Source organism: Acinetobacter sp. OYA S30 (genome assembly GCF_033599315.1).
Lineage (GTDB): Bacteria > Pseudomonadota > Gammaproteobacteria > Pseudomonadales > Moraxellaceae > Acinetobacter > Acinetobacter baumannii.
Genome location: NZ_JAWVAV010000002.1, coordinates 64,203 through 89,510, shown reverse-complemented (window position 1 = coordinate 89,510; position 25,308 = coordinate 64,203). Strand labels below are relative to the sequence as shown.

The window sequence follows — 25,308 nt, the reverse complement described above, 5'->3', positions numbered from 1 at the left end:
TATCAGGTGCTGTCATGAAAAAGTTGATGATGATTGGTTTTGGCGCAATGGCAGCAGAAGTGTATGCCCACTTGCCCCAAGATCTGCAACTCAAGTGGATTGTAGTGCCATCTCGCAGCATTGAAAAAGTGCAGTCACAAGTCTCTTCTGACATTCAAGTGATTTCAGATATTGAGCAATGTGATGGTACCCCAGACTATGTCATTGAGGTGGCAGGTCAAGCAGCAGTAAAAGAGCATGCTCAAAAAGTTTTAGCGAAAGGCTGGACCATTGGTCTGATTTCGGTGGGTACTTTGGCTGATAGTGAATTTTTGGTTCAGCTTAAGCAAACTGCCGAAAAAAATGATGCCCATCTGCATTTACTGGCAGGGGCTATCGCAGGCATTGACGGTATTTCTGCTGCTAAAGAAGGTGGCTTGCAAAAGGTCACTTATAAAGGCTGTAAAAGTCCAAAAAGCTGGAAGGGTAGTTATGCAGAGCAATTGGTCGATTTAGACCATGTTTCAGAACCTACGGTCTTTTTTACTGGAACTGCCCGTGAAGCTGCCATGAAATTTCCGGCCAATGCCAACGTTGCAGCAACGATTGCACTTGCAGGGCTTGGAATGGATGAAACCATGGTTGAGTTAACTGTTGATCCAACTATCAACAAGAACAAACACACCATTGTGGCGGAAGGTGGCTTTGGACAAATGACAATTGAACTGGTGGGTGTGCCGCTGCCAAGTAACCCGAAAACATCAACTTTGGCTGCGCTTAGCGTGATTCGTGCTTGTCGCAACAGTGTAGAAGCAATACAGATTTAAGAAGGATTTGATCATGGCAAAGGAAATTTATATTGCGGGTGAATGGCGATTAGGCCGTGGTGCAGTCATTCAAAGCCTGTTTCCGGCAGATCAGTCGGTAAACGCTGAGCTTTCAACAGCAACGCTTGAAGATGTAAATGAAGCAATTGAAAAAGCAGATCAGGCTTGGCGTCAATCGAGCTGGAGAAACAGCTTGCCGCATGAGCGCGCACGTATTCTCAACAAAGTTGCAGACATTATTGAAGCGCGTGTAGATGAATTATCAAAACTACAAACCCGCGATAATGGTAAGCCTTTAACCGAAACTCGTGGCTTGGTGATGAGTGCTGCGGCAACTGCACGTTATGTTGCAGCTGCATGTGAAACACTAAATGATGAACTCACCACTCAACGTGCTCCAGACTTTATGACCATGAGTGTGCATGAACCTGTAGGGGTTGTGGCAGCTATTACTCCTTGGAACTCTCCAATTGCGAGTGAAGTTCAAAAGCTTGCTCCAGCTTTGGCAGCAGGAAATGCCGTAGTGTTAAAACCAGCAGAAGCAACTTTACTCATTGCTTTAGAGCTTGCCAAAATTTTTGAAGAGGCTGGTTTACCAAAAGGCTTACTTAGTGTGTTAGTGGGGCGTGGTTCTATCATTGGTGATGCCATTGCTCAGCACCCATTGGTTCGTAAAATTTCTTTTACAGGTGGAACAACCACGGGTCGTCATTTGGCACATATTGCTGCAGATAAACTGATTACCACTTCGCTTGAGTTAGGTGGTAAGTCACCAACCATCGTTTTACCGGATGCAGATGTCGAACTGGCTGCTAAAGGTGTGGCTTACGGTATTTTTAGCTCGGCAGGCCAAGCGTGTATTGCAGGTTCTCGCTTGTTTATTCATAGCAGTCTTTACGATCAGTTTTTAACGCGTTTGGTTGAAATTACCAAAGGTTTACGTGTGGGCCATCCGGAACAGGCAGGCGTGCATTTAGGACCACTGGTCAATGACAAACATTTGCAGTCAGTTGATCGCTATGTGCAACTTGCTAAAAGCGAAGGTGGTCAGGTTCTGATTGGTGGTGAGGCACTTACGACTGGTGACTATGCCAAAGGAAGCTATTACTTACCGACCATTATTACGGGCTTAAATAACAGTGCTCAAACCTGTCAGGAAGAAATTTTTGGTCCTGTTTTAGTCGTTATGAAATACGACAACGAGCAAGATTTAATTGCCCAAGCCAATGACAGTTGTTTTGGTCTTGCTGCAGGTATCTGGACTGAAAGCTATCGCAAAGCTTGGCGCATCGCACGTGCCTTAGAAGTAGGAACAGTATGGATTAATACCTACAAAAAATTCTCGATTAGTGCACCGTTTGGTGGCTTTAAAGACAGTGGGATTGGGCGCGAAAAAGGCCGTTTGGGCATTTTATCGTACATGCAACAAAAGAGTATTTATATGGGGCTGAATGAACAGCCTAACCCTTGGTGCGATTAATAAATTCAAGGACTGAAAACAAATTTTGAGGAACAGACATGACTGAACGTGTAAATGTAGGCGAAGCAATCGCAAGAGTTTTAGAAGCGCACCAAGTTGATAGTATTTATGGTGTTATTTCCATCCACAATTTACCTATTGCCGATGCGGTAGGGCGCCGTGAAAAAATGCGCTTTGTTGCAGCACGTGGTGAAGCGGGTGCGGTTACTATGGCAGATGCACACTCACGCTTTAAAGGCTTAGGTGTAGCGTTGACCAGTACAGGTGCTGGCGCTGGTAATGCAGTGGGTTCACTGATTGAAGCAATGAATGCGGGTAGCCCTGTATTGCATTTAACGGGTCAAGTTGAGCGTGAATATCTCGACCGTGATGCAAGCTTCATCCATGAAACCAAAGACCAACTTACATTCTTGCGCGCATCAAGCAAAGCAGCGTTCCGTATCACCAGTCCAGACAATGCTGTTGGCGTGATTCGTGAAGCTATTCGTGTTGCAACCACAGTTCCAATGGGACCTGTCAGTGTTGAATTACCCATTGATGTACAAGCAGCAGAAATTGATTTACCACTTAATCTTGGGCCAGTGAAAGCACTTGAATTGCCACAGGCAGAGCAAGCTGAAATTGATCTTCTTGTAAGCGAGATCAAAAAAGCAAAACGCCCGATTTTCTGGATTGGTGGTGGAACTTTAAATAGCATTGCCGAAGTTAAAGCAATTGCAGATTTAGGTATTCCGGTTGTTTCATCGACTCATGCTCGTGGGGTGTTGCCAGATGACCATCCACGTAGCTTAGGTGCGTTCCATAACTCGGCAGGTGTTGAGCAATTATTAAAAGATGCCGACCTGATGGTGGTAGTGGGTTCTCGTTTACGTAGTAATGAAACCAAAACTTATTCGGTTGAATTCCCTGAAAACATTATTCAGGTAGATGCAAACCCGGTAGCTCAGCAACGTAATTACAAAATCCGTAACTTCATTTGTGGCGATGCCAAAGATGTCTTAACACGTGTGTTAGAACAGCTTCAAGGGACTTCAAAAATCGATGCCGATTACGATGCTGCTGTAGTGGCTGCTAAACAGGCTGCAATTGATGCACTGCGTAAACAAATCGACCAATACGCTTTAATTTGTGACTACTTACGTGCAGCTTTACCTCAAGACGGTATTTTTGTACGTGACATCACCATGTCGGGTAGTACATGGGGCAGTCGTTTATTCCCGGTACAAGCGCCAAACCAAAACATCCACTCACTTGCGGGTGCAATTGGTTTAGGCCTTGCAACAGCAATCGGTGCTTCGGTTGCTAACCCTGACAAAAAAGTAATTGGTTTAGTCGGTGATGGCGGCTTAATGCTTGGTATTGGTGAGATTGCAACTATGGTGCAAGAAAACACTAATATGGTCCTAATGATTATGAATGACGGTGGTTATGGCGTAATGCGTGGCATTCAAAATAATTACTTCGGTGGTCGTCAGTATTTCAATGAATTACATACACCTGACTACAAACTTCTTGGCGAATCAATGGGTGTGAAAAGCTGGAAAGTGGGTAGTGCAGAAGAGTTTAAAACGGTTATTCAAGAGGCTGTCGCTTTTGAAGGGCCAACCGTGATCGAGCTCGATATGAAATCGATTGGACCATTAAACTTCGCGGGTCCACCGCAAAAGAAACTGTATTAACCAGTTTGGATGGTTTAGTACATATGCGATGGGAGCTGCTAAGCCATCCTTTTTTTAGATAAATTTTTTTGTCTAAAAAACAATAAAAACGAAGTTTTACAGGTAAAACAAATAAAGTTCCAGCAGGATGCTGGAACTCAATCAAGGATGTAGAGATGAAAAAGACTTCATTGATCGTGGCATTCATTGCACCGCTTACGCTAGGGGTAAGCGTCAATGCATTTGCAAAAGACTCATTGCTTGAATGGAAAAGTGATGATGGCACGGATTCATTAAAGTTAGGTGGGGTGGTTCGGTTAAATCAACGTTATGAAGATTGGGAAGGGCCAAACCGGGGTTTCGGTAAGCTCTATTTTGATATTTTCAGGGTAGATCTCAAAGGTAAGTTTGATGATGCCTATATCAACGCCAGCTATCTATTTCAAGACCAACAGAAAACGTCCATTGAAAAAGCGTATGTGGGCTATAACCTAGATGCCAATAACAGCATTGAAGCGGGCCTGGTTTATAAACCATTTACGATTTATCCCTATCCGCAAAATGGCTGGACCTATCACATTCCATTCTTTTTAGGATATGGCAATAACATTGCACCGGGGCTTAACTGGAATTATCACGACAAAGATTGGGATGTAAAACTCGGTTATTACCCGCAAATGTTAGAAACCAACTTGCGTTATTCACCTGAAAGTGCAACTTATGATGACTTGCAAGAAAATGCATTTCCATCTCAAAAAGCTTATCAGAATGAAAAACGTCATCAGTTTAATACCCGCATTGTGCGCAAGTTAGAAACTGATTTCGGTAAGCAAGAGTTTGGTGTCTCGGGTGCAATCGCTCAGCTACATAACAAAGTGACTGATAAAGACGGTAAATATTATGCAGTCGGTTTGCATACCGAAAACAACTACAAACGCTTTAACTTACAAAGTTCGGTCATCCACTATCAGTACGATGCTAAAAATCCGGATGGTGTAAATAGTGACATGACCTTAATGGGCAATAATGGTTTTACACCTGCTTATTTCATTGCTTCGGAAGGAACCATTGCCAGTTTAAACCTTGCCTATACGTTGCCTGTGACCAATATGGGCAAGCTAAAAGCCATTAAGTTTTATAATGACTATAGTTATCTCGATAAAAAACGTGATGATTGGTCAGATTCGCAAATGAACACTACAGGAATGATGTTTATTGCTTCACCATTTATGGTTTGGGCAGATTATACCTGGGGTAAAAACTCTAACATTATTGGTGGGGCAACCAACTCAACAGGGTATACCTCTGCAACTTCACCAAACAGTGATAAATGGCTATACCGTATTAACTTTAATATTGGGTTTACTTTCTAAAATAAGCAGCATTAAAAAAACCACGCAATCGGCGTGGTTTTTTATTTAATAAGTGAAAATTTTTAATACCTGTTTTTTTCAAACTTATTCCAAAACACAAAGGCAGTTACAAAGGCCAAAATGGTTAGCGCGAAAATATAATACATCGCACCAATATCACTATATTGACTGAGCCAATGCACTAAAGGCAGCGTCATACCGCCAACAATTGCATACGATAAATTATAAGAAAATGAAATGCCTGAGAAGCGAACAGGCGCGGGGAACATTTTAACCATACTGCTCGACACCATGCCGACGGTACCAGAGCATAGACCCAACAACATATATAAACCAAAAATGGTTGAATGTGCCGCGTGCCCCAAACTGTTATAAAAAACTGCTGCTGTAAGTGCCACAGCAAGCGCACCGACCATCATGACTTTGCCACAGCCAAAACGGTCAGCAAAATAGCCTGCCAAAATACAGCCCACCATTTGCATGACAATGGCTGCACTTTGCATTTCAAAAGTCTGTGCGCGCTCAAAGCCAAATGAACCAATCAACAAATTTGGCATGGCTAAAATCACCACCACCACACATCCCGTTAAAAACCATGTAAATAACATGCCAGTTGCAACGGCTGTTTTATGTGTTTTTAAGACTTGCTTCACTGGCATTTCTTTAGAAATTTCTTTACGGGCCTGCATGGCTTTAAACACAGGGGTTTCTTTCAAATACGTTCTTAAATAAAGTGCAACGAGTCCAAAAATACCACCCACAATGAAAGGAATACGCCATGCCCAGTCATGGATTTGTCCTTCACTAAAATTCAGTGAAATCCATAGAGACATCAGTGCGCCTAGTAAAATTCCTAAAGACAGCCCAGCGGTGAGTAAACCATTTGCCAGTCCGATTTTTCTTTCAGGTACATGTTCAGACACAAATGTCCACGCGGCTGGAATTTCCCCCCCAATTGCAATACCTTGCACCACACGCATGAGTAATAAAAGTAGCGGTGCCAAATATCCGATATTTTCAAAAGTGGGCAAAATCCCGATAAACAGGGTAGGCAGCGCCATCAGCAAAATAGAAAGTGAAAATAGTTTTTTACGCCCCACCAAATCACCAAAATGGGCCATGACAACCCCGCCTAAGGGCCTAAAAAAATAACCTGCTGCAAAAATGCCGTAAGTATTGAGCATGGCCCAAAACGGACTAAGCGTACTTGGGAAAAAGAGGTCGGAAATGATCTTGGCGTAAAACACATAAATCACAAAATCGTAAAACTCTAAAGCTCCACCCAATGAAGAAAGGGCAAGGGTTCGTTTATCTTCTTTATTAAGATAGTTCGCGTCCTGCAAAGTTAATTCCTGATCCATTTTTTACTTAATTGTTGTAATTGAAGTTTGGATATTAATGGAAAAGTGAAATAAAAGTAAATGGAGGAAATTTGTTCTATAGGGTAACGCCGATTGGGCTTACTCAGATGAAAAAGCTTTAAAACAAAAAACACTTTAGATAAAACAAAAACAGATGTAGGAATGACTTTTCTTTTGGGGCGTTCAGCGACACAATAAAACTAGTCATAGCCAGTTTAATAAGAGATTCAAAGGATGAGTGTGGTTTTACCTGTCGCGAAGCGTGGTGAAGATATTTTAAAATTAATTGCGGCTCCCGTTTCGGCAAATGAGTTAAACAGTAATTGGCTTTATCAGCTTGCTGATGCTATGCATGCAACCATGCTTGAGCGCAATGGAGTAGGGATTGCTGCACCGCAAGTTTATATCTCTAAACGCGTTATTATTGTGGCTTCTCGACCAAATCCACGCTATCCGGATGCGCCTGAAATGAATGCTGTGGTCATGGTAAATCCAGAAATTTTAGAATTTTCGAGTGAAACGTGTTTGGGCGAAGAAGGCTGCTTAAGTGTACCGGATGAGCGTGGACAAGTTGAACGTGCAGAAATGGTTAAGGTGAAATACTTAACACTTCAAGGTGAAACAGTTGAAACAATTTTTCAAGGTTTTCCTGCTCGTATTGTTCAACACGAGGTCGATCATTTAAATGGAATCTTGTTTGTAGAAAGAATAAGCTAATCTTCAGTTTAAAGTTTTGAAAAACCTATAATGAGCTTGAAATAAATAAGAGAACAGAATTAAAATATTTATATCGTGATTTTTAACTCATTACAAAAGATATAATTTTAATATTATCAGCAGGTTGTGCTGAAATTTTGCGCGATGTTGTAAATCTCCTCATTTAAGGTTACTGACCATGAAAACCCCTCTCCCAGATTATTTGGCAAATGTTATAGAAGCCTGTGACATCGATATCAGCGGTCATCTCGCCGATTATATTCCTGAGTTGGCCAATGCAAACCCAAATCGATTAGCTCTAGCAATGTCTATGGTAGATGGTGAAATTTATTCGGTCGGCGATGATGATGTTGAATTCACCATACAATCGATTTCTAAACCTTTTGTGTATGCTTATGTTTTACAACAACTTGGCATTGATGCGGTACTTGCGAAAGTAGGGGTAGAGCCTTCGGGAGAAGCCTTCAATGAAATTTCATTAGGTAAAGACGGACGTCCGAAAAACCCGATGATTAACTCTGGCGCAATTACTGTACATTCCTTGATTCAGGTCAAGCATGGTTTACATAGCGCAGAAATTCTACGCCGTTTTATGAGCGAGCTTGCTGGTCGTGAATTAAGTTTTGATGAGTCTGTTTATGATTCGGAAGTCAAAACCGCCTACCGTAATCTTTCGATCGGTTATATGTTGCGAACGGTGGGGATTTTAGAAACTGACCCAGTCGATATTGTGAATGGTTACATTCGTCAATGTGCGATCATGGTTACAGTTAAAGATTTGGTACGTATGGGCAGTGTACTTGCCAACGGCGGCGTCGACCCTAAAACTGGAAAGCGTTTGTTAAACCGATCTGTAGTTAGACAAGTACTCAGTGTTATGATGAGCTGTGGTATGTATGATGCCGCGGGTGACTGGCTTTCAACTGTCGGTATTCCTGCTAAAAGTGGTGTAGCAGGCGGTATTTTGGGTGTGCTGCCGGGGCAGGTCAGTATTGCTGCTTTTTCACCTCGACTAGATGAGCACGGTCATAGCGTTCGAGGAATCGATATTTTAGAGCGATTATCTCGTGACATGGGATTACATCTCATGGAAGGTACGCCTTCTGCACAAACGATTGTACAAAGTCATTACCGTACAGGAAAAGATGCATCGTTAAGTGTGTATGTGCTTCGAGGGGTATTGAAATTTACCGAAGCTGAAATGTTGTTGCGTATTTTACAAGACGAGACCACTGACCAAAGCACAATCGTGATTGATTTAACCCAGATTTCACTTATACACGATGTGGGTAAACGTATGTTCTTAGAAGGTGTAGATCGTCTGATTGATGATGGCCATACTCTTGTTTTAGTCGATCCTGAACAACGATTAGATCATGCAAGAACAGCTAAAGATCGAGAACTTCATGTTTATCATGATTTCGATGATTTGCTTGAAAAGCATGAGATCCCTGCAAAAAAAAAGACTTATAGCGACATCGCAGCACTTCTAAACTGCTGAGGTGTTTTACCTAGATGTCGCTTAAACATCGCACTGAACGCGCTGGGGTTGGTATACCCCAGTGACTCTGAAATTTGAGCAATAGATTCGCCATTCGCAATTTTACTCAAGGCAAGTGCAATATGCATTTGCTGTACCCATGCCCGATAAGATAGCCCCGTTTCTTTCTGGAACATACGCATTAAAGTTCTAGAACTCGCGCCAATATCATCAGCCCAATCTGTTAAATCTCTTGAATGGTTAGGCGTATGTAATAACTCTTGGCAAATTTTTAAGAGTCTTTTGTCTTTCGGCCACGGTATCTGGATAGGCAATAAATTGGCTCGCTGTATTTCTTCAAAGATCAAAATTTGTAAAGAACGGGAAAGCTCTTGAGAGGTTGCTGTATTTGGCGTTTCCTCTCGTTCAATTTCATTTAAACGTATTAAAAGTTCATGCAGCAGGTTACTCACCCGAATAATAAAGCAATGTTGTCCCATTCGAGCGGCTGCATTTACTTCAACCAGTGCCGTATTTAACTTAACGTGACTCAGTGAAATCACACTGTGCTCTACATTTGCCGGAATCCATAACGCACACATGGGTGGCACAATCCACACATGATTAGGTGTAAACACCTGAATGTTGCCAGTGGACGCATATAAAAACTGAGCACGCGTATGTGTATGAGTAGGCGTGATTTCTCGGTAAGAATGTTCGGAAGAGAGTCCAATTACTAGTTCAGACAAATCGGACTGAATAAGAGAATCGGACATAAACTATCCTAAAAATTGTCACTTATACAATGATTATTGGAAGATAACTTTATAAGCGACAATTTACAATAAGCATCTCATTTAAAAATATTGGAGTTTTTCAGGTATGACGTCTTCAATACAATTGAAAGATGGTATTGCCAATACCGTTGCAAATGATCAGTCTCAAGGAATGATTATTAAAATTGTAGGCGCCGTGGCGGTTGCACATTTACTGAACGATTTAATTCAGGCAGTGTTACCAGCCATCTATCCAATGCTAAAAGCAAACTTTTCGCTGAGTTTTGCGGAGGTTGGCCTGATTTCGTTTGTATATCAAATTACAGGTTCGCTGCTACAGCCTTGGATTGGACTTTATACCGATAAACATCCAAAACCGTATCTTCTCCCACTTGGAATGGTCGTCACATTCTGCGGCATTATCTTGTTAGCCTTTTCACCAAGTTTTGCCGTGTTGTTATGTGCATCTGCACTGATTGGGGTAGGGTCTGCCACCTTTCATCCAGAAGCTTCGCGTGTGGCGCGTATGGCATCGGGTGGGCGCTTCGGTACAGCTCAGTCGACTTTCCAAGTGGGCGGAAACACAGGTACTGCCATTGGCCCATTATTAGCAGCGTTATTAATTGTTCCATTTGGACAGCATGCAGTTGCGGGCTTGGTGATATTTGCACTTTTAGCGATTTGGGTTTTATTTGGTGTAAGCCGCTGGACAGTAAACCATGCTAAAAGTCAGGTGGTTACACATGCTACGCAAGCACATACCAAATTGCATGGCCGTAAGCTCATTATCGCCTTAGGCACAATTAGTGTATTAATGTTTGCTAAATTTACTTACATTGCCAGCATTAGTAACTATTTTACTTTTTATTTAATTCAAAAGTTCCATATCAGCATTCAAACAGCTCAATTACACTTATTTGCCTTTTTGGCAGCTGTGGCTGTAGGTACATTTGCGGGTGGCCCAATTGGCGATAAGATTGGCCGTAAAGCTGTGATCTGGGTTTCATTTGTTGGCATGGCGCCGTTTGCATTAATGATGCCGTATGCAAACTTGTTTTGGACGACGGTTTTCTCAATTATTGCAGGTTTGGTGTTGTCATCTGCTTTTGCAGCGATGGTGGTTTATGCACAAGAAGCTGTTCCGGGCCGTGTAGGCATGATTGCAGGTTTAATGTTTGGCCTTATGTTTGGGGTAAGTGGTATTGCCGCAGCGGGGCTAGGGCATTTAGCGGATATTAACGGCATTGAATGGGTATTTAGTTTATGTTCATTGTTGCCATTACTTGGTTTTGCAACGGCACTTTTACCAAACACAAAAGTTAAATAAATGAAAAGACTCTCAGCCATATTCAGCTGAGAGTCTTTTTAATATGAACATAGCCTCATTAGAAAGACTATTTTTGAACACCAAACTTAAATACGGTAACACTGTTATAAGTTTGATTTGGGTTTAAACGTGTAGACGGGAAAGCTGGTTGATTCGGGCTGTCTGGAAAATGCTGTGTTTCTAACGCTAGTGCGTCTGCTTGTCGGTAGAGTACGCCATTTGCGCCAACAATATTTCCTAATAAATGATTGGCTGTATACATTTGGACACTTGGTTCAGTGGTTAAAACCTGCATTGTTCGTTTAGATTTTGGATCAACTACAACAGCCGCAAGATTGAGTTTCCCTTGAGACTTTTGATTAATTACCCAAGTTTGGTCATAGCCATATCCATAGGCCAATTGCTGATTATTCGCTCGAATATCTTTCACAATCGCCTTAGGCGTCCGAAAATCAAAAGGTGTACCTGCAACTGAAGCAATTTCACCTGTTGGTAAAGAGTTTTGATCGGTCACCAATACACGGTCTGAATTGAGTTGTACCACATGATCCAGCACACCATAAGGATTATTACCAGCTCCTGACAAGTTGAAATAACTGTGGTTGGTGAGGTTGACGACTGTAGGCTGATCAGTTTCGGCTTTATATTCAATCTTAAATTCATTTTGATCTGAAAGACTGTAGATTACTTCCACATCTAACTTTCCGGGAAAACCTTGATCACCATTTGGACTGGTTAACTTAAGAGAAGCTTTAACGGTTTCACCTTGAGAAACGAGGGGCTTAACTTGCCAAACACGTTTATCAAAACCAGGATTGCCGCTATGTAATGAGTTCGGGCCATTATTTTTTTCGAGGTTATACGTTTTTCCATCTAAGCTAAATTTAGCATTGCCAATCCGGTTCGCATAACGACCAATTAATCCGCCAAAATGAATACCTTCCTTGGTATCAGTGACTTCATAGCCTTTTAGGTCATCAAAGCCCAAAACAATATTATTTTGTTTGCCTTGGGCATCGGGAGTCAAGATTTGTGTAATTACACCACCAAAACTAATAAAAGATACCGAGACTCCATTGTTATTACTCATGGTGTATAGATCAACTTTTTGGCCATTTTGAGTCGTACCATATGGTTTTACATTTAACGTTGCTGCATTTGCCAGTTGTGCAAAGCTATAAACCGTAACACCTAAAATTGCTAATTTTTTCATGCTTATACTCTATTTTGTAATAGTAAGACTGGATGAATATAAGATTGATTTTTCATCTTTTTAAAGAGGTTTTTATTATATATAGTGTTAATAATATTCGATCAGTTAATGCTGAGTATTGAACAGCCGATACCATTTAGGGTTATAAACAAATTAACTTTATTAGCAAACTTCAGCAGTAAGCTATTTTTATGAATCATCCTAATTCAATTTTAAAATTTTCACTTGGTCTAAATAGTCTCTGGTTTGATGTAGACAGCCAACATATTCACCTTGAGCAGGGCCTAGGTTTTATTAATTCAAAAAGTATCAGCAAGGGTGTGATTGATGAGCTGGCTATCGAAAAGATGATCTATTTCATTGAAGAAATCATCGAGTCTCAGCCACTCAGAAATTTAAATATAGGTGGTGTAGCGGTTACGGCTGATACCGCCATGGCACAACTCAGTGAGTTATTTTTTAGTGCTAAAAAGCAAATCAGCCGTATCGAGCTTGAGCATGGATTTAATGATTTTATTGAGCGTTTGAGCTACTACACAAATCAAATGGCTCCAAATCAGCTTTATGTTTTTACCTACTTTGTATTTGTTCGAGAGATGATGCATCACTTAAGAGTTGAAGAAATTCAAATCATTTAAGAAATGATTTCTCAGCCTGCCAATTCATCATGAATCCAGTTTAAAAATAGCTCAATTTTAGGAATAAATTGGTGGGTTCGTGGATATACCAAATGATGAGCAGAGATAGGAATCGATAGCTCATCTGCAAAAACTCTAACCAACTTTCCGGATTCCAAATAATTTTGAGTAAGCAAATTACTTTCTAAAACAAAACCTAGCCCGTGTGTGGCCGCCTCAAGTGACATATAAGAGCGGTCAAAACTCAAAGTGTAGGGAAACTCAGGAATGCTTAAACCCTGATGGGCAAACCATTGGGGCCAAGTAACTAAAGTTGAACGCGATAAAATTAGTTCTTTCTTTAATAAATCTTGAGGTTTATTTACTGGACTACGTTCCAGTAGCTTAGGGGACGCAAGCACTTCAAGCTTTTCATTACGAATGGTTCTGATTTCTACCCCTGTCCAGTTGGGTAAACCATGACGAATATCAATGTCGATCTTATCGCGGGTAAAGTGCAAATTTTCATACGAACACGATAGGTTAACCTGAATCATGGGGAAATTTTCTTTAAATGATTCAAGGCGAGGGAGTAACCAAAGTAAACCAAAACTTGGGGATGAATGAATATATAAACTGTCTTTAGGGCTTTTATCGGCAGCTTTTTCTGTGGCTAACATCAGATTATGCAAAATGGTGGTGACATCTTGAAAATAGCGTTCACCTGAAGGAGTAAGTGTCACACCACGGGCACCACGAATAAATAAACTTTGCCCAATCATTTCTTCAAGCTTAGCAATTTGATGGCTCACTGCCGAAGGGGTGAGATTTAAATTCTCTGCTGCCTTAGCAACATTGCCGAAACGGGCGGTTTGTTCAAAAGCCTGTAATGTTTTAATTGAGGGCATTTGGTTGAAATTGTTTTCACTACTATCCATGAAATGATCCGTTTTTATCCCTAAAACTTATTTGAAAATAGCATAGGCATGAATTTTTTTCATGCCTTGTTGAATTCGACATGATTGCTGGGCTTTGTGAAAAAAGGGATTCTAAGTCAGAACTCAGGAAATAAAGGGTAAAAGAGGATTGAACATGTTACTACAAGGAAAAGTGGCATTAATTACCGGTGCAGCATCAGAACGTGGAATTGGGCGAGCAACCGCAGAAACCTTTGCACAACAAGGTGCCAAAGTCATTATTGTTGATTTAGATCTTGTTCAAAGCCAAAACGCTGCAAAGGCACTTGGTGAAGGACATTTAGGTCTTGCTGCCAATGTTGCAAATGAAGAGCAGGTCAAAGCTGCTGTTGAACAAGCGCTACAGCACTATGGAAAGATTGATATTTTAATTAACAATGCGGGCATTACTCAGCCTATCAAAACACTTGATATTCAACGCAATGACTATGACCGTGTTTTAGATGTCAGCCTGCGCGGAACACTGATTATGTCGCAAGCGGTTATTCCATCTATGAAAGCAAACGGTGGTGGAAGCATTGTGTGCCTATCTTCAGTTTCAGCACAACGCGGCGGTGGTATTTTTGGCGGGCCACACTATAGCGCTGCTAAAGCAGGCGTGTTAGGTCTGGCAAAAGCGATGGCTCGTGAGTTTGGTGGTGACCAGATTCGTGTAAATTCTCTTACTCCTGGTCTAATTCAGACTGATATTACTGGCGGTTTAATGAATGATGACCGTCGTCACGACATTCTGGCTGGTATTCCGCTTGGCCGTTTAGGTAAAGCACAAGACGTTGCAAATGCAGCACTATTTTTGGCAAGTGACCTGTCAGCTTATTTGACTGGTGTAACACTCGATGTAAATGGTGGCATGCTTATTCATTAATCGCTCACCATTTAAATAAAAATAGAATGATGGTCACAAGAGGATACTGTGGCCAAATGTAAAGGGATTCGCATGATGGATACAGTATTTTCATCTGAAGTAGATACAACGATTCGTAAATCGGCGTATCGAAAAATTGCATTTCGGCTCATGCCATTTTTAATGCTTTGTTATTTTTGTGCCTATTTAGATCGAGTAAATGTGGGTTTTGCCAAACTCCAAATGATGAGCGATTTACAGTTTAGTGAAGCTGTATATGGGCTAGGCGCAGGGATTTTCTTTATTGGTTATTTTCTTTGTGAAGTACCAAGTAACATTGTACTTCACAAGGTAGGCGCAAGACGTTGGGTTGCCCGTATCATGATTACATGGGGCATTTTGTCAGGCTGTTTTGCCTTTGTTCAAACCGAATGGCAATTTTACACCTTACGTTTTTTGCTTGGTGTTGCTGAAGCCGGCTTGGCTCCGGGATTATTGCTTTACCTCACTTATTGGTTCCCATCTTACCGCCGCGCGCGCATGACCGTACTTTGGTTTATCGCGATTCCAATTTCAGGAATGATTGGTGGACCACTTTCAGGCTTAATCATGGACCGAATGAGCGGTGTACATGGCTGGTTTGGCTGGCAGTGGATGTTTGTGATCGAAGCTATTCCCACAGTGATTGTCGGCTTACTTGTACTAGCTGTTTTAAAAGATTCAGTTCAAGACGCCAACTGGTTAACCCAAGACGAAAAGAACTTGGTGAAGCAAGAGCTTGCTCAGGATAACCAGCACAAAGAAGGTCATGCTAGCGTCAAAGAGTTCATCGCGGATAAACGCTTATGGCTACTGGCAGGTATTTACTTTTGTGTCGTGATGGGGCAATACGCCATTACATTTTGGCTACCAACTCTTATTCGTAATTCGGGCATTAGTGATAACTGGCATATCGGTTTGCTCACAAGCCTGCCTTATATGTGTGCCATTGTGGTCATGATTTTGGCGGGGCGTAGTGGTGACCATTTTCAAGAGCGCCGCTGGCACTTAATTATTCCGATGTGTGCAGGCGCTATAGCACTCACATTTGCGACTTTATTCGCTTCAAATCTAACGCTCTCTTTAATTTGCCTTTGCATCGCAGCCTCAGGTGTGCTGACGGCATCCTCTTTATTCTGGATGTTACCGACCAACTTTTTGGGTGGTGTTTCCGCAGCGGCAGGTATTGCAGCAGTGAATAGCTTCGCCAATCTTGCAGGATTTTGCTCACCTTATTTAATTGGTTGGGTCACTACCAACACAGGTTCAAATGCAATCGGCATGTTCTTAATTACAGCAGTATTAATTTTCGGTGCCAGTCTGGTTCTGCGTGTTCCGGCAAAACTGGTCAATCGTTAATAAGGAATAGTAAATGACAATGTTAAATATTGATAAAGCAGGCCAAATTGCCGAGTTGCAACAACGTGCCTACCACATTCGCCAACATGCTTTACGTATGGGGCAAGTACAAGGCCAAGGCTATGTTGGACAAGCCTTGGGTGCAGCAGATTTGCTCGCAGTATCTTATTTCCATGCCATGAAATATCAGCCAGAAAACCCTGAATGGGAAGGCCGTGACCGTTTTTATCTTTCTATTGGACACTATGCAATTGCACTCTATGCAGCCTTAATTGAAGCAAAAATTATCCCACTTGAAGAACTTGAAACCTATGGTGCAGATGACAGTCGTCTACCGATGTCGGGTATGGCTTCTTACACACCGGGTATGGAAATTACAGGTGGCTCATTGGGTCATGGTCTTGGAATTGCAGTCGGTGCATGTCTAGGGCTGAAACAGAAAAAATTAGATGCTTTTGTCTATAACTTACTTTCTGATGGAGAGTTAAATGAAGGTTCAACATGGGAGGCAGTGATGTCTGCTTCGCATTGGAAACTAGATAACTTGATTGCCATTATTGATGTGAATAATCAGCAGGCAGATGGGCACTCCAGCGAAATTTTAGCATTTGAGCCAATTGTTGATCGTTGGCAGTCATTTGGTTGGTACACCCAGCGTGTAGATGGCAACAACATGGAAGCTCTGCTTGAGGCATTCGATCAGGCACGAAACCATGAGGGAGCATGCCCAAGAGTCATTATTTGTGACACCAAAATGGGTAAAGGCGTGTCGTTCTTGGAAAGCCGCGAAAAAACACACTTCATTCGTGTTGATGAACATGAATGGGACGACGCTTTAAATATTTTGACCCACTACGGACAGTAAGGAATACACCATGAGCCAGTTAGCCAATCCCCCTAAGAAAAAACTAACCACTTCGGCAATGATTGCTTCTATTGCTGCCGAAGGCCAACCGACCAAACCAGCTCCATTTGGACATGCACTCAATGCCTTGGCAAAAGAGCGTGATGATATTGTGGGCTTATCAGCAGATTTATCAAAATATACAGACCTGCATATTTTTGCTAAAGAAAATCCAGACAAGTTTTTCCAAATGGGCATGGCAGAACAACTTTTGATGAGCGCAGCAGCAGGACTTGCTCGTGAAGGATTTGTTCCTTTTGCGACCACCTATGCCGTGTTTGCATCACGTCGTGCCTATGACTTTATTTGTATGGCAATTGCAGAGGATAACCTGAATGTCAAAATTGTGGCGGCACTTCCGGGGTTAACCACGGGCTACGGCCCAAGTCATCAAGCGACAGATGATATTGCGATTTTCCGCGCTATGCCGAACTTGATGGTTATTGATCCATGTGATGCCTTGGAAATAGAACAGGCGATTCCTCAGATTGCCGCGCATAATGGTCCGGTATATATGCGTTTATTACGCGGTCAGGTTCCATTAGTACTCGATAAATACAATTATCAGTTTAAATTGGGTAAGGCACAGGTGATTAAACCGGGTAAAGACTTGCTCATTATCTCGACTGGTCTATTGACCATGCGTGCGCTTGAGGCAGCTGAAGAACTTGAAAAAGAGGGCATTGAGGTTTCAGTGCTGCATGTGCCTACCATTAAGCCTTTAGATGAACAAACTATTTTGGATGAAGTCGCAAAAGGTGGCCGACCTGTTTTAACTGCCGAAAATCATTCAGTCATTGGTGGGTTAGGAGAAGCTGTCGGCTCACTACTTTTAAGAAATGGTCAACATCCTCGTTTTGATATGATTGGTTTGCCAGATGCATTTTTAGATGCAGGCGCATTACCCACTTTGCATGATCGATATGGTATTTCAACTGAAGCAGTTAAAGAGAAGATTAAGGCACATTTGAAGTAGAAAGATTAAACTTTCAAATTGAAAAGGGCGTGATGGGGAATTCCTTCACGCCCTATTTTTAAACAGGTTTATTTAAGAACTTAAGCAATCGAATCATCTAAATTTGGTGCTAACCAACGCTTCGCTTCATCCAGTGTCCAACCTTTACGTTTCGCATAATCTTCAAGTTGGTCTTGAGAGATTTTACCCACGTTAAAGTATTCACTTTGAGGATGAGAATAATAGAAACCACTTACCGAAGATGGTGGCATCATTGCAAAGTGTTCAGTGAGTTTAGTACCGATTTTGTCGGTAGAACCTAACCAGTCGAACAACACTGCTTTTTCAGAGTGCTCTGGGCAAGCAGGGTAACCTGGTGCAGGACGAATACCGACGTATTTCTCTTTAATCAGTTCTTCATTGCTGAGCTGCTCATCCGCTTTATAGCCCCAGAACTCTTTACGAATACGTTCATGTAAATGTTCTGCAAAGGCTTCAGCAAAACGGTCAGCTAATGACTGCACTAAAATTGCAGAGTAGTCATCACCTTTGGCTTTGTATTCATTGGCCAGTTCTTCTGCACCAAAAATCGATACAGTGAATCCGCCCAAGTAGTCTTGCTGCTCGCGGTCAGCACGAATGTAATCTGCCAAGGATAAATTTGGTTTGCCTGTCACCTTGTCAGATTGCTGGCGTAAGTGCTCAAAAGTATGCGTAACATTTTGACCAGCTTCATCAAATACGCTGACGGTATCTGCATCTGTACGCTGAGCAGGGAACATACCAAATACAGCACGAGCATCAAAACGGTTGTTGTCGATAATATCTTTCAACATTGCTTGTGCTTGGTTGTACAGGTCAGTTGCTGCTTCGCCGACCACTTCATCTTCTAAAATTTTCGGGAATTTGCCAGTTAAACTCCAAGAAATAAAGAATGGCGTCCAGTCAAAATAATCCACGAGTGTAGCAAGCGGATAATTCTTTAAAACTTGTGTTCCCAAAAGATTTGGTTTTGGTGGCACGTAGCTTTCATCAATTTTAAAACCATTTTTAACCGACTCTTTATAAGTCAGTTTGGCCGCTTTTGGTTGTTTGTTGGCTAAACGCTCACGAATTTTGGCATATTCAGCACGATGCTCTTCAATAAATGCACCACGCATTTCTTTCGAAAGCAAGGTTGTCGCTACACCAACAGCACGTGAAGCATCGGCAACATAAATTACTGCATCGTTTTGATACTGAGGGTCAATTTTTACTGCTGTGTGGGCTTTAGAAGTGGTTGCACCACCAATCAATAAAGGAATGTTAAAGCCTTTACGCTGCATTTCTTTAGCAACAAATACCATTTCATCTAAAGATGGGGTGATCAGACCAGACAATCCGATGATGTCACATTTTTCATCAATCGCAGTTTGCAAGATTTTCTCGCAAGGGACCATTACGCCAAGGTCAACAATGTCATAGCCATTACAGCCAAGTACTACGCCTACAATATTTTTACCAATATCGTGTACGTCACCTTTAACCGTTGCCATTAGGACTTTACCTTTAGACTGTCCTTCGGTCTTTTCAGCTTCGATGTACGGGTTGAGCCATGCCACTGCTTGTTTCATGACACGGGCAGATTTTACAACTTGTGGCAAGAACATTTTGCCTGAACCGAATAAGTCACCGACGACGTTCATGCCGTCCATTAGTGGTCCTTCAATCACATCTAAAGGACGTTTTGATTTTAAGCGGGCTTCTTCGGTGTCTTGGTCAATATAAGTCGTAATACCTTTAACCAAGGCATATTCAAGACGTTTTTCAACTGACTCATTACGCCATTCAAGGTTTTCGGCTTCTTTTGTTGCACCACCTTGTCCACGGTATTTTTCTGCAACTTCAAGTAATTTTTCAGTCGCAGCCTGACCAGACTCACCTTGATTCTGATTTAAAATGACATCTTCAACCGCTTCTTTTAGCTCGGTAGGAATATCATCATAAATAGCCATTTGACCTGCGTTCACAATACCCATGGTCATGCCTTGCTTGATGGCATGGTACAAGAATACAGAGTGAATGGCTTCACGAACTGGCTCATTACCACGGAATGAGAACGAAACGTTAGACACACCACCAGAAATCATGGCGTGCGGTAAGTTCTGTTTAATCCAGCCCGTTGCTTCAATAAAATCGACTGCGTAGTTGTTGTGTTCTTCAATACCAGTCGCAACTGCAAACACGTTCGGGTCAAAAATAATATCTTCAGCAGGGAAGCCTACTTCGTTTACTAAAATGTCATAAGAGCGCTTACAGATTTCACGTTTACGTTCAGCAGTGTCGGCCTGACCTACTTCGTCAAAGGCCATCACAATGATTGCAGCACCATATTGACGGCAGAGGCGGGCCTTTTCAACAAACTCGTCATAACCTTCTTTTAAGGAAATTGAGTTAACAACCGGTTTACCTTGTACGCATTTTAAGCCGGCTTCAATGATTTCCCATTTCGATGAGTCAATCATGATCGGTACACGTGAAATGTCAGGTTCGGATGCTACAAGGTTTAAGAAATGCACCATCGCATTTTGCGAATCGAGCATCCCTTCATCCATGTTAATGTCAATAATCTGTGCGCCAGCTTCAACCTGTTGCTGTGCAACTTCTAAAGCTTCGGCAAAGTTCTCTTCACGAATGAGACGTAAGAATTTTTTAGAACCGGTAACGTTAGTACGTTCACCAACATTTACAAACAATGAATCATCATAAATATTAAATGGTTCTAAACCACTTAAGCGACAAGCAGGTACCGTTTCAGGCACTTGGCGAGGCGCAATGTCTTTTACCGCATTGGCAATAGCTCGAATATGGTCTGGTGTCGTACCACAGCAGCCACCCGTAATGTTAATCAAACCGCTTTCAGCAAACTCTTTTAAGAAAGCTGCAGTTTGCTCTGGAGTTTCGTCATATTCACCAAATGCGTTTGGTAAGCCTGCATTTGGGTGCGCTGAAACAAAGGTATCTGCGACATCGGAAATAGTTTTTACGTGAGGGCGCATGGCATCTGCACCAAGGGCACAGTTAAAACCGATTGAAAGCAAATCGCCATGACGAACCGAGTTCCAGAAAGCTTCCGCTGTCTGTCCTGTTAAAGTACGGCCTGATGCATCGGTAATGGTCCCTGAAATCATAATTGGTAATTCGCGACCAATTTGTTTGAATACTTCTTTGACTGCAAAAATCGCTGCTTTACAATTTAAAGTATCAAATACAGTTTCAATCAGGATAATGTCTGCACCACCTTCAATTAGTGCATGAGTCGCTTCAATATAATTTTCTTTTAGTTCATCAAAGCTAATGTTACGAAAAGCAGGGTTGTTCACATCTGGAGAGATTGAACATGTACGAGATGTTGGCCCCAGTACACCTGCCACAAAACGCGGTTTGTCTGGAGTCGAATATTTTTCGCAAGCTGCTTTGGCTAAACGTGCTGCTTCACGGTTAATCTCTGGAACAAGATCTTCCATGTGATAGTCAGACATTGAAACACGTGTGCCGTTAAAGCTGTTGGTTTCAATAATATCTGCACCAGCATCGAGGTAGGCTTCATGAATACCTTGAATGATTTGAGGCTGTGTTAAAACCAAAAGGTCATTGTTACCTTTTAAGTCATGTGCCCAATCAGCAAAACGCTCACCACGGTAGTCAGCTTCTTCCAATTTATGGCGCTGGATCATGGTTCCCATTGCACCATCAATAATCAGAATGCGTTTAGCAAGAAGCGCTTTTAGGGTGGCAAGCGTAGACATAGAAAACCCCGATCTTTATATGAATTTAAAAATGCGGCGCTATTGTAACAGAATAGCAGCACAAATGATGATCTACGAAGGTCAGGTGTAGCTGACTAAAAAGTTAAAAAAAGAGATCGCTTTATGTTAAAAACAAAAGAATTTTCATGAAATATTCATCAAATGATCATGATATTGAAATATTTCATGCTCAATATGCCGAAATATTACAGTTGCTTTGTATGAAAAATAGACACATGGGTCATTTTATTTATTTTTTTGCTGTAAAAATAAGCACAAAAGGAGCTCATAATTAATGGTTTAAATTATTGTATTTTAATAGAAAAATAAAAACAGTCGGGGAAAGGTGCATCAAATGAGGTCAAAATATAAAAAATTGACTTCATCAGGCGCCTCTTTGTCATATAATTGTCATAATTTAATTTAAGAATACAGAGGATTTTATTATCCTCTTACCGTCTGCATGAATTCTAATCTACCCCCTGTTTCGGATTCAAAACTTGCGGCAAACCTGCAAGCAAAATCGACGAATGTACATGTCCCGACACCTAAGTTTTTTATGCCGGTGTTTCTGACGATTATTATTGCAACACTTATTTATATTGGGTTTCAGGTCAGTGCTGATTTAGCGCATGTTCCACCTTTAAGCCTTTATTCAGTTATTCTTTTATCTACTGCACTCTTGATTGCACTAGGCTTTGAATTTGTAAACGGTTTCCATGACACTGCTAATGCAGTTGCAACGGTTATTTATACAAATGCTTTGCCTGCACCGGTTGCAGTCATGTGGGCAGGTTTTTGTAATTTCCTTGGGGTAATGGTCGCAAGTGGTGCTGTTGCGTATGGCATTATTGCATTGCTTCCAGTTGAACTTATTATGAACATGGGCAGTGGTGCTGGCTTTGCAATGGTTTTTGCATTGTTGATCGCTGCAATTCTTTGGAATCTTGGTACTTGGTTCTTGGGAATTCCTGCTTCTAGCTCTCATACCTTGATTGGTTCAATCTTAGGTGTGGGTATTATGAATCATCTGTTGAGTGCATCGACTGGCGTAACGACCAGTGGTGTTGATATGGATCAGGTGATTAAAGTAGGTAAGGCATTATTATTTTCTCCTTTAATTGGTTTTGCTTTTGCGGCAATTGTATTCTTGTTGGTTAAAACTATTTTCAAACGCCAATTAGAATTATTCCAGCCACCTGAAGGGAATAAGCCACCACCAGCAATCATTCGCGCAATTCTTATCTTTACCTGTACAGGTGTGAGTTTTGCACATGGTTCTAATGATGGCCAAAAAGGTATGGGTCTTATCATGCTGATTTTGGTTGGTTTGGTGCCATTAGCTTATTCATTAAATAAAAACCTCGATACACAGCAGGTTCAATCATTCCATCAGCTTTCTTCTCAAACTGCGGTTTTGTTAAACCAAAATCAACCAGAATTGACTGACGAAAAAGCGCGTGCGGTTTTAACTAAATACATTCAAACCAAGCAACAAACGCCTGAAGTTGTGCCTGCATTGGCAAGCATGACTGACCATTTGGGTGAGCGTGTTTCTAGCTATAGCAACTTAAAAGATATTCCAGAAGCTGCAATTAGCGAAATCCGTAATGACATGTATTTGAGCACAACGACGTTTAAGCGTTTGGATAAGGCAGATGCTTTACCAAAAATGGATGACTCACAGAAAAAGCTTGTGAAAGATTATCGTAGTAGCTTGGATTCATTCTTACAATACATTCCAAACTGGGTGAAAGTGGCAGTCGCATTAGCGCTTGGACTTGGTACTATGGTTGGCTGGAAACGTATTGTGGTAACTGTCGGTGAGCGTATTGGTAAGCATCACATGACTTATGGTCAAGGGATGTCTGCTGAACTTGTTGCAATGAGTACAATTGCTGCAGCAGATGGTTTAGGTATGCCGGTTTCAACAACACACGTTTTAAACAGTGCTGTTGCAGGTACTATGGTTGCCAATAAATCAGGCCTGAATTTCAATACTGTAAAAACAATTCTCTCTGCATGGGTATTTACCCTTCCTGCCACCATCTGTTTGTCTGGTGGTCTATACTGGTTGTTCTTACAGTTTGTATAAGCTGTCTGTTTGAATAAAAAAAGCCACTAGCATGAGTGGCTTTTTTTATTTCTATATTTCAAAAAAAATCTTTTTTTAGGGTAAATTCTCTAACAAGTTAATGACTATCTAGAACGCCTATATTAAACACTTTAGCTTAAAATTTTTATGAAAGGATATAAGATGAAAACGGTTCAACTCGACCAATTAAAACAACAATTTCCAATCATTCAAACATTACAAGACTATCAAGAAACATTTTGGTTTAATCCTCACCGTTATCCTTTAAATGAAGCACTAGCGAAAGTGGGTCTTACAGAACAGGATGTAAAAGAAACAGAAGCAAGGCTAGCGCGTTTCGCACCTTATTTGGCAAAAGTCTTTCCTGAAACTCAAGCCCAGCATGGAAAAATTGAATCAGCGCTAGTAAAAATTGCGGACATGCAACAAGCTCTATCGCTACAAAAGCATAAGACACTTACAGGGAAACTTTGGCTGAAAAAAGATAGCCATTTACCTATTTCGGGTTCAATCAAGGCACGTGGCGGTATTTATGAAGTATTGGCCCATGCTGAAAAATTAGCCATTGAGGCAGGGCTTCTCAAGCTAGAAGATGATTACAGTAAATTAGACCAAGGCTCATTTCGAACATTTTTTTCCAAATATCAAATTGCAGTAGGTTCTACCGGTAACCTTGGTTTATCAATCGGTATTATGAGCGCGAAGCTTGGGTTTAGAGTGTCGGTACACATGTCTGCCGATGCAAGGCAATGGAAGAAAGATAAGCTACGTTCACTTGGTGTAAATGTGGTGGAATATGCCAGTGATTACGGAGTTGCTGTAGAAGAAGGGCGTAAGGCAGCCGAACAGGACCCATTTTGTTTTTTTATTGATGATGAGAATTCGACTACTTTATTTTTAGGTTATGCAGTTGCAGGTTTGCGTTTAAAACAGCAGTTTGAACAAAAGCAAATTAAAGTCGATGCAGATCATCCCTTATTTGTATATTTACCATGCGGAGTAGGAGGCGGTCCTGGTGGCGTAAGTTTTGGATTAAAACTCGCTTTTGGTGAGCATGTACATTGTATATTTGCAGAGCCTACCCATTCTCCGTGTATGTTACTTGGTGTTTATACAGGCCTGCATGATCAGATTTCAGTAAATGACATTGGTTTAGATAACATCACTGCGGCAGATGGGTTAGCTGTTGGCCGTGCTTCTGGTTTTGTCGGACGTGCTATGCAGCAGTTAATTGACGGTTACTACACCATTCATGATGAATGTTTATATGAACTCATTGCGCTTTTAAATCAAACTGAAAATATTCAAGTTGAGCCCTCGGCGGCGGCAGGCATGATGGGGCCATATTATGTGCAAACTACTCCTGATTATTTGGCTTTGCATCAATTGTCAGCTGAAAAGTTACAGCATGCGACACATGTGGTATGGGCGACAGGAGGAGGAATGGTTCCACCTGATGAAATGCAGAAGTATTTAACGCATAGCCAACGCAATTAATTGCACAAAAAAGCCCAATTCTAAAATTGGGCTTTCAACGTT

At 41.5% G+C, this 25,308-nt stretch carries 19 protein-coding genes; 14 read left to right on the top strand and 5 right to left on the bottom strand.

Going from position 1 to position 25,308, the window contains the following annotated elements; genetic code table 11:
• Positions 1-14: 14 nt before the first annotated feature.
• From R5R67_RS01680 to R5R67_RS01665, 4 genes are all read left to right on the top strand, one after another.
• Positions 15-806, top strand: a complete 792-nt coding sequence (locus R5R67_RS01680) for an aspartate dehydrogenase (protein WP_000735778.1) — start codon at positions 15-17, stop codon at positions 804-806.
• A 13-nt stretch (positions 807-819) separates the two neighbouring features.
• Positions 820-2,286 carry an aldehyde dehydrogenase gene (locus R5R67_RS01675; RefSeq protein ID WP_318754737.1) on the top strand — a complete coding sequence of 489 codons (1,467 nt, stop codon included), beginning with the start codon at positions 820-822 and terminating at the stop codon, positions 2,284-2,286.
• Positions 2,287-2,324: 38 nt separating this feature from the next.
• Positions 2,325-3,965, top strand: a complete 1,641-nt coding sequence (locus R5R67_RS01670; RefSeq protein WP_000140220.1) for a thiamine pyrophosphate-binding protein — start codon at positions 2,325-2,327, stop codon at positions 3,963-3,965.
• 155 nt (positions 3,966-4,120) lie between these two features.
• Entirely contained in the window at positions 4,121-5,317 is a 1,197-nt protein-coding gene (locus tag R5R67_RS01665; protein ID WP_000753778.1) for a hypothetical protein, read from the top strand.
• A 62-nt stretch (positions 5,318-5,379) separates the two neighbouring features.
• On the opposite strand, the gene R5R67_RS01660 is transcribed toward R5R67_RS01665, so the two are convergent.
• Positions 5,380-6,678 (bottom strand): MFS transporter, encoded by a 1,299-nt coding sequence (locus R5R67_RS01660; RefSeq protein ID WP_000371878.1) that lies wholly within the window; start codon positions 6,676-6,678, stop codon positions 5,380-5,382.
• 234 nt (positions 6,679-6,912) lie between these two features.
• Between R5R67_RS01660 and def the strand changes: the two genes are divergently transcribed.
• Complete coding sequence (gene def / locus R5R67_RS01655) at positions 6,913-7,395, top strand: peptide deformylase (protein ID WP_000117818.1); 483 nt, start codon at positions 6,913-6,915, stop codon at positions 7,393-7,395.
• A 178-nt stretch (positions 7,396-7,573) separates the two neighbouring features.
• The gene (locus R5R67_RS01650) at positions 7,574-8,896 is read left to right on the top strand and encodes a glutaminase (RefSeq protein WP_000856705.1); all 1,323 of its coding nucleotides are present in this window, start codon (positions 7,574-7,576) and stop codon (positions 8,894-8,896) included.
• Here R5R67_RS01650 and R5R67_RS01645 read toward each other — a convergent pair.
• Positions 8,863-9,651 carry an AraC family transcriptional regulator gene (locus R5R67_RS01645; protein ID WP_001285132.1) on the bottom strand — a complete coding sequence of 263 codons (789 nt, stop codon included), beginning with the start codon at positions 9,649-9,651 and terminating at the stop codon, positions 8,863-8,865. The genes R5R67_RS01650 and R5R67_RS01645 overlap by 34 nt on opposite strands.
• A gap of 106 nt (positions 9,652-9,757) precedes the next feature.
• On the opposite strand from R5R67_RS01645, the gene R5R67_RS01640 reads away from it, so the two are divergent.
• Complete coding sequence (locus R5R67_RS01640) at positions 9,758-10,978, top strand: MFS transporter (RefSeq protein ID WP_000204262.1); 1,221 nt, start codon at positions 9,758-9,760, stop codon at positions 10,976-10,978.
• 67 nt (positions 10,979-11,045) lie between these two features.
• Here R5R67_RS01640 and R5R67_RS01635 read toward each other — a convergent pair whose 3' ends face one another.
• Positions 11,046-12,191 (bottom strand): aldose epimerase family protein, encoded by a 1,146-nt coding sequence (locus R5R67_RS01635; RefSeq protein WP_000731766.1) that lies wholly within the window; start codon positions 12,189-12,191, stop codon positions 11,046-11,048.
• A 191-nt stretch (positions 12,192-12,382) separates the two neighbouring features.
• Here R5R67_RS01635 and R5R67_RS01630 point away from each other — a divergent pair, with 191 nt between their 5' ends.
• The gene (locus R5R67_RS01630; protein ID WP_001016331.1) at positions 12,383-12,829 is read left to right on the top strand and encodes a hypothetical protein; all 447 of its coding nucleotides are present in this window, start codon (positions 12,383-12,385) and stop codon (positions 12,827-12,829) included.
• An 11-nt stretch (positions 12,830-12,840) separates the two neighbouring features.
• Here the strand turns inward: R5R67_RS01630 and R5R67_RS01625 are convergent, their stop codons facing one another.
• Positions 12,841-13,716, bottom strand: a complete 876-nt coding sequence (locus tag R5R67_RS01625; RefSeq protein WP_085943424.1) for a LysR substrate-binding domain-containing protein — start codon at positions 13,714-13,716, stop codon at positions 12,841-12,843.
• Positions 13,717-13,900: 184 nt separating this feature from the next.
• On the opposite strand from R5R67_RS01625, the gene R5R67_RS01620 reads away from it, so the two are divergent.
• The 4 genes from R5R67_RS01620 (at position 13,901) to R5R67_RS01605 (ending at position 17,907) form a co-directional block, all read left to right on the top strand.
• On the top strand, positions 13,901-14,650 hold the full coding sequence (locus R5R67_RS01620; protein ID WP_000926511.1) for an SDR family NAD(P)-dependent oxidoreductase: 750 nt from the start codon (positions 13,901-13,903) through the stop codon (positions 14,648-14,650).
• A gap of 75 nt (positions 14,651-14,725) precedes the next feature.
• Positions 14,726-16,027, top strand: a complete 1,302-nt coding sequence (locus R5R67_RS01615; RefSeq protein WP_000381870.1) for an MFS transporter — start codon at positions 14,726-14,728, stop codon at positions 16,025-16,027.
• Between the two features lie 19 nt (positions 16,028-16,046).
• Positions 16,047-16,892: a transketolase gene (locus tag R5R67_RS01610; protein WP_085943425.1), complete on the top strand. Its 846-nt coding sequence runs from the start codon at positions 16,047-16,049 to the stop codon at positions 16,890-16,892.
• Positions 16,893-16,902: 10 nt separating this feature from the next.
• A complete protein-coding gene (locus tag R5R67_RS01605; RefSeq protein ID WP_000080242.1) occupies positions 16,903-17,907 on the top strand; it encodes a transketolase family protein in 1,005 nt (334 codons plus the stop codon).
• A gap of 80 nt (positions 17,908-17,987) precedes the next feature.
• Here R5R67_RS01605 and metH read toward each other — a convergent pair whose 3' ends face one another.
• Positions 17,988-21,674, bottom strand: coding sequence for a methionine synthase (gene metH, locus R5R67_RS01600; RefSeq protein WP_000105330.1), 3,687 nt, complete (start codon positions 21,672-21,674; stop codon positions 17,988-17,990).
• A gap of 463 nt (positions 21,675-22,137) precedes the next feature.
• Here metH and R5R67_RS01595 point away from each other — a divergent pair, with 463 nt between their 5' ends.
• Together R5R67_RS01595 and R5R67_RS01590 are read left to right on the top strand one after the other, a co-directional pair.
• Positions 22,138-23,769: an inorganic phosphate transporter gene (locus tag R5R67_RS01595; protein WP_001087641.1), complete on the top strand. Its 1,632-nt coding sequence runs from the start codon at positions 22,138-22,140 to the stop codon at positions 23,767-23,769.
• A 162-nt stretch (positions 23,770-23,931) separates the two neighbouring features.
• Positions 23,932-25,266, top strand: a complete 1,335-nt coding sequence (locus tag R5R67_RS01590) for a D-serine ammonia-lyase (protein WP_000859890.1) — start codon at positions 23,932-23,934, stop codon at positions 25,264-25,266.
• Positions 25,267-25,308: the final 42 nt, after the last annotated feature.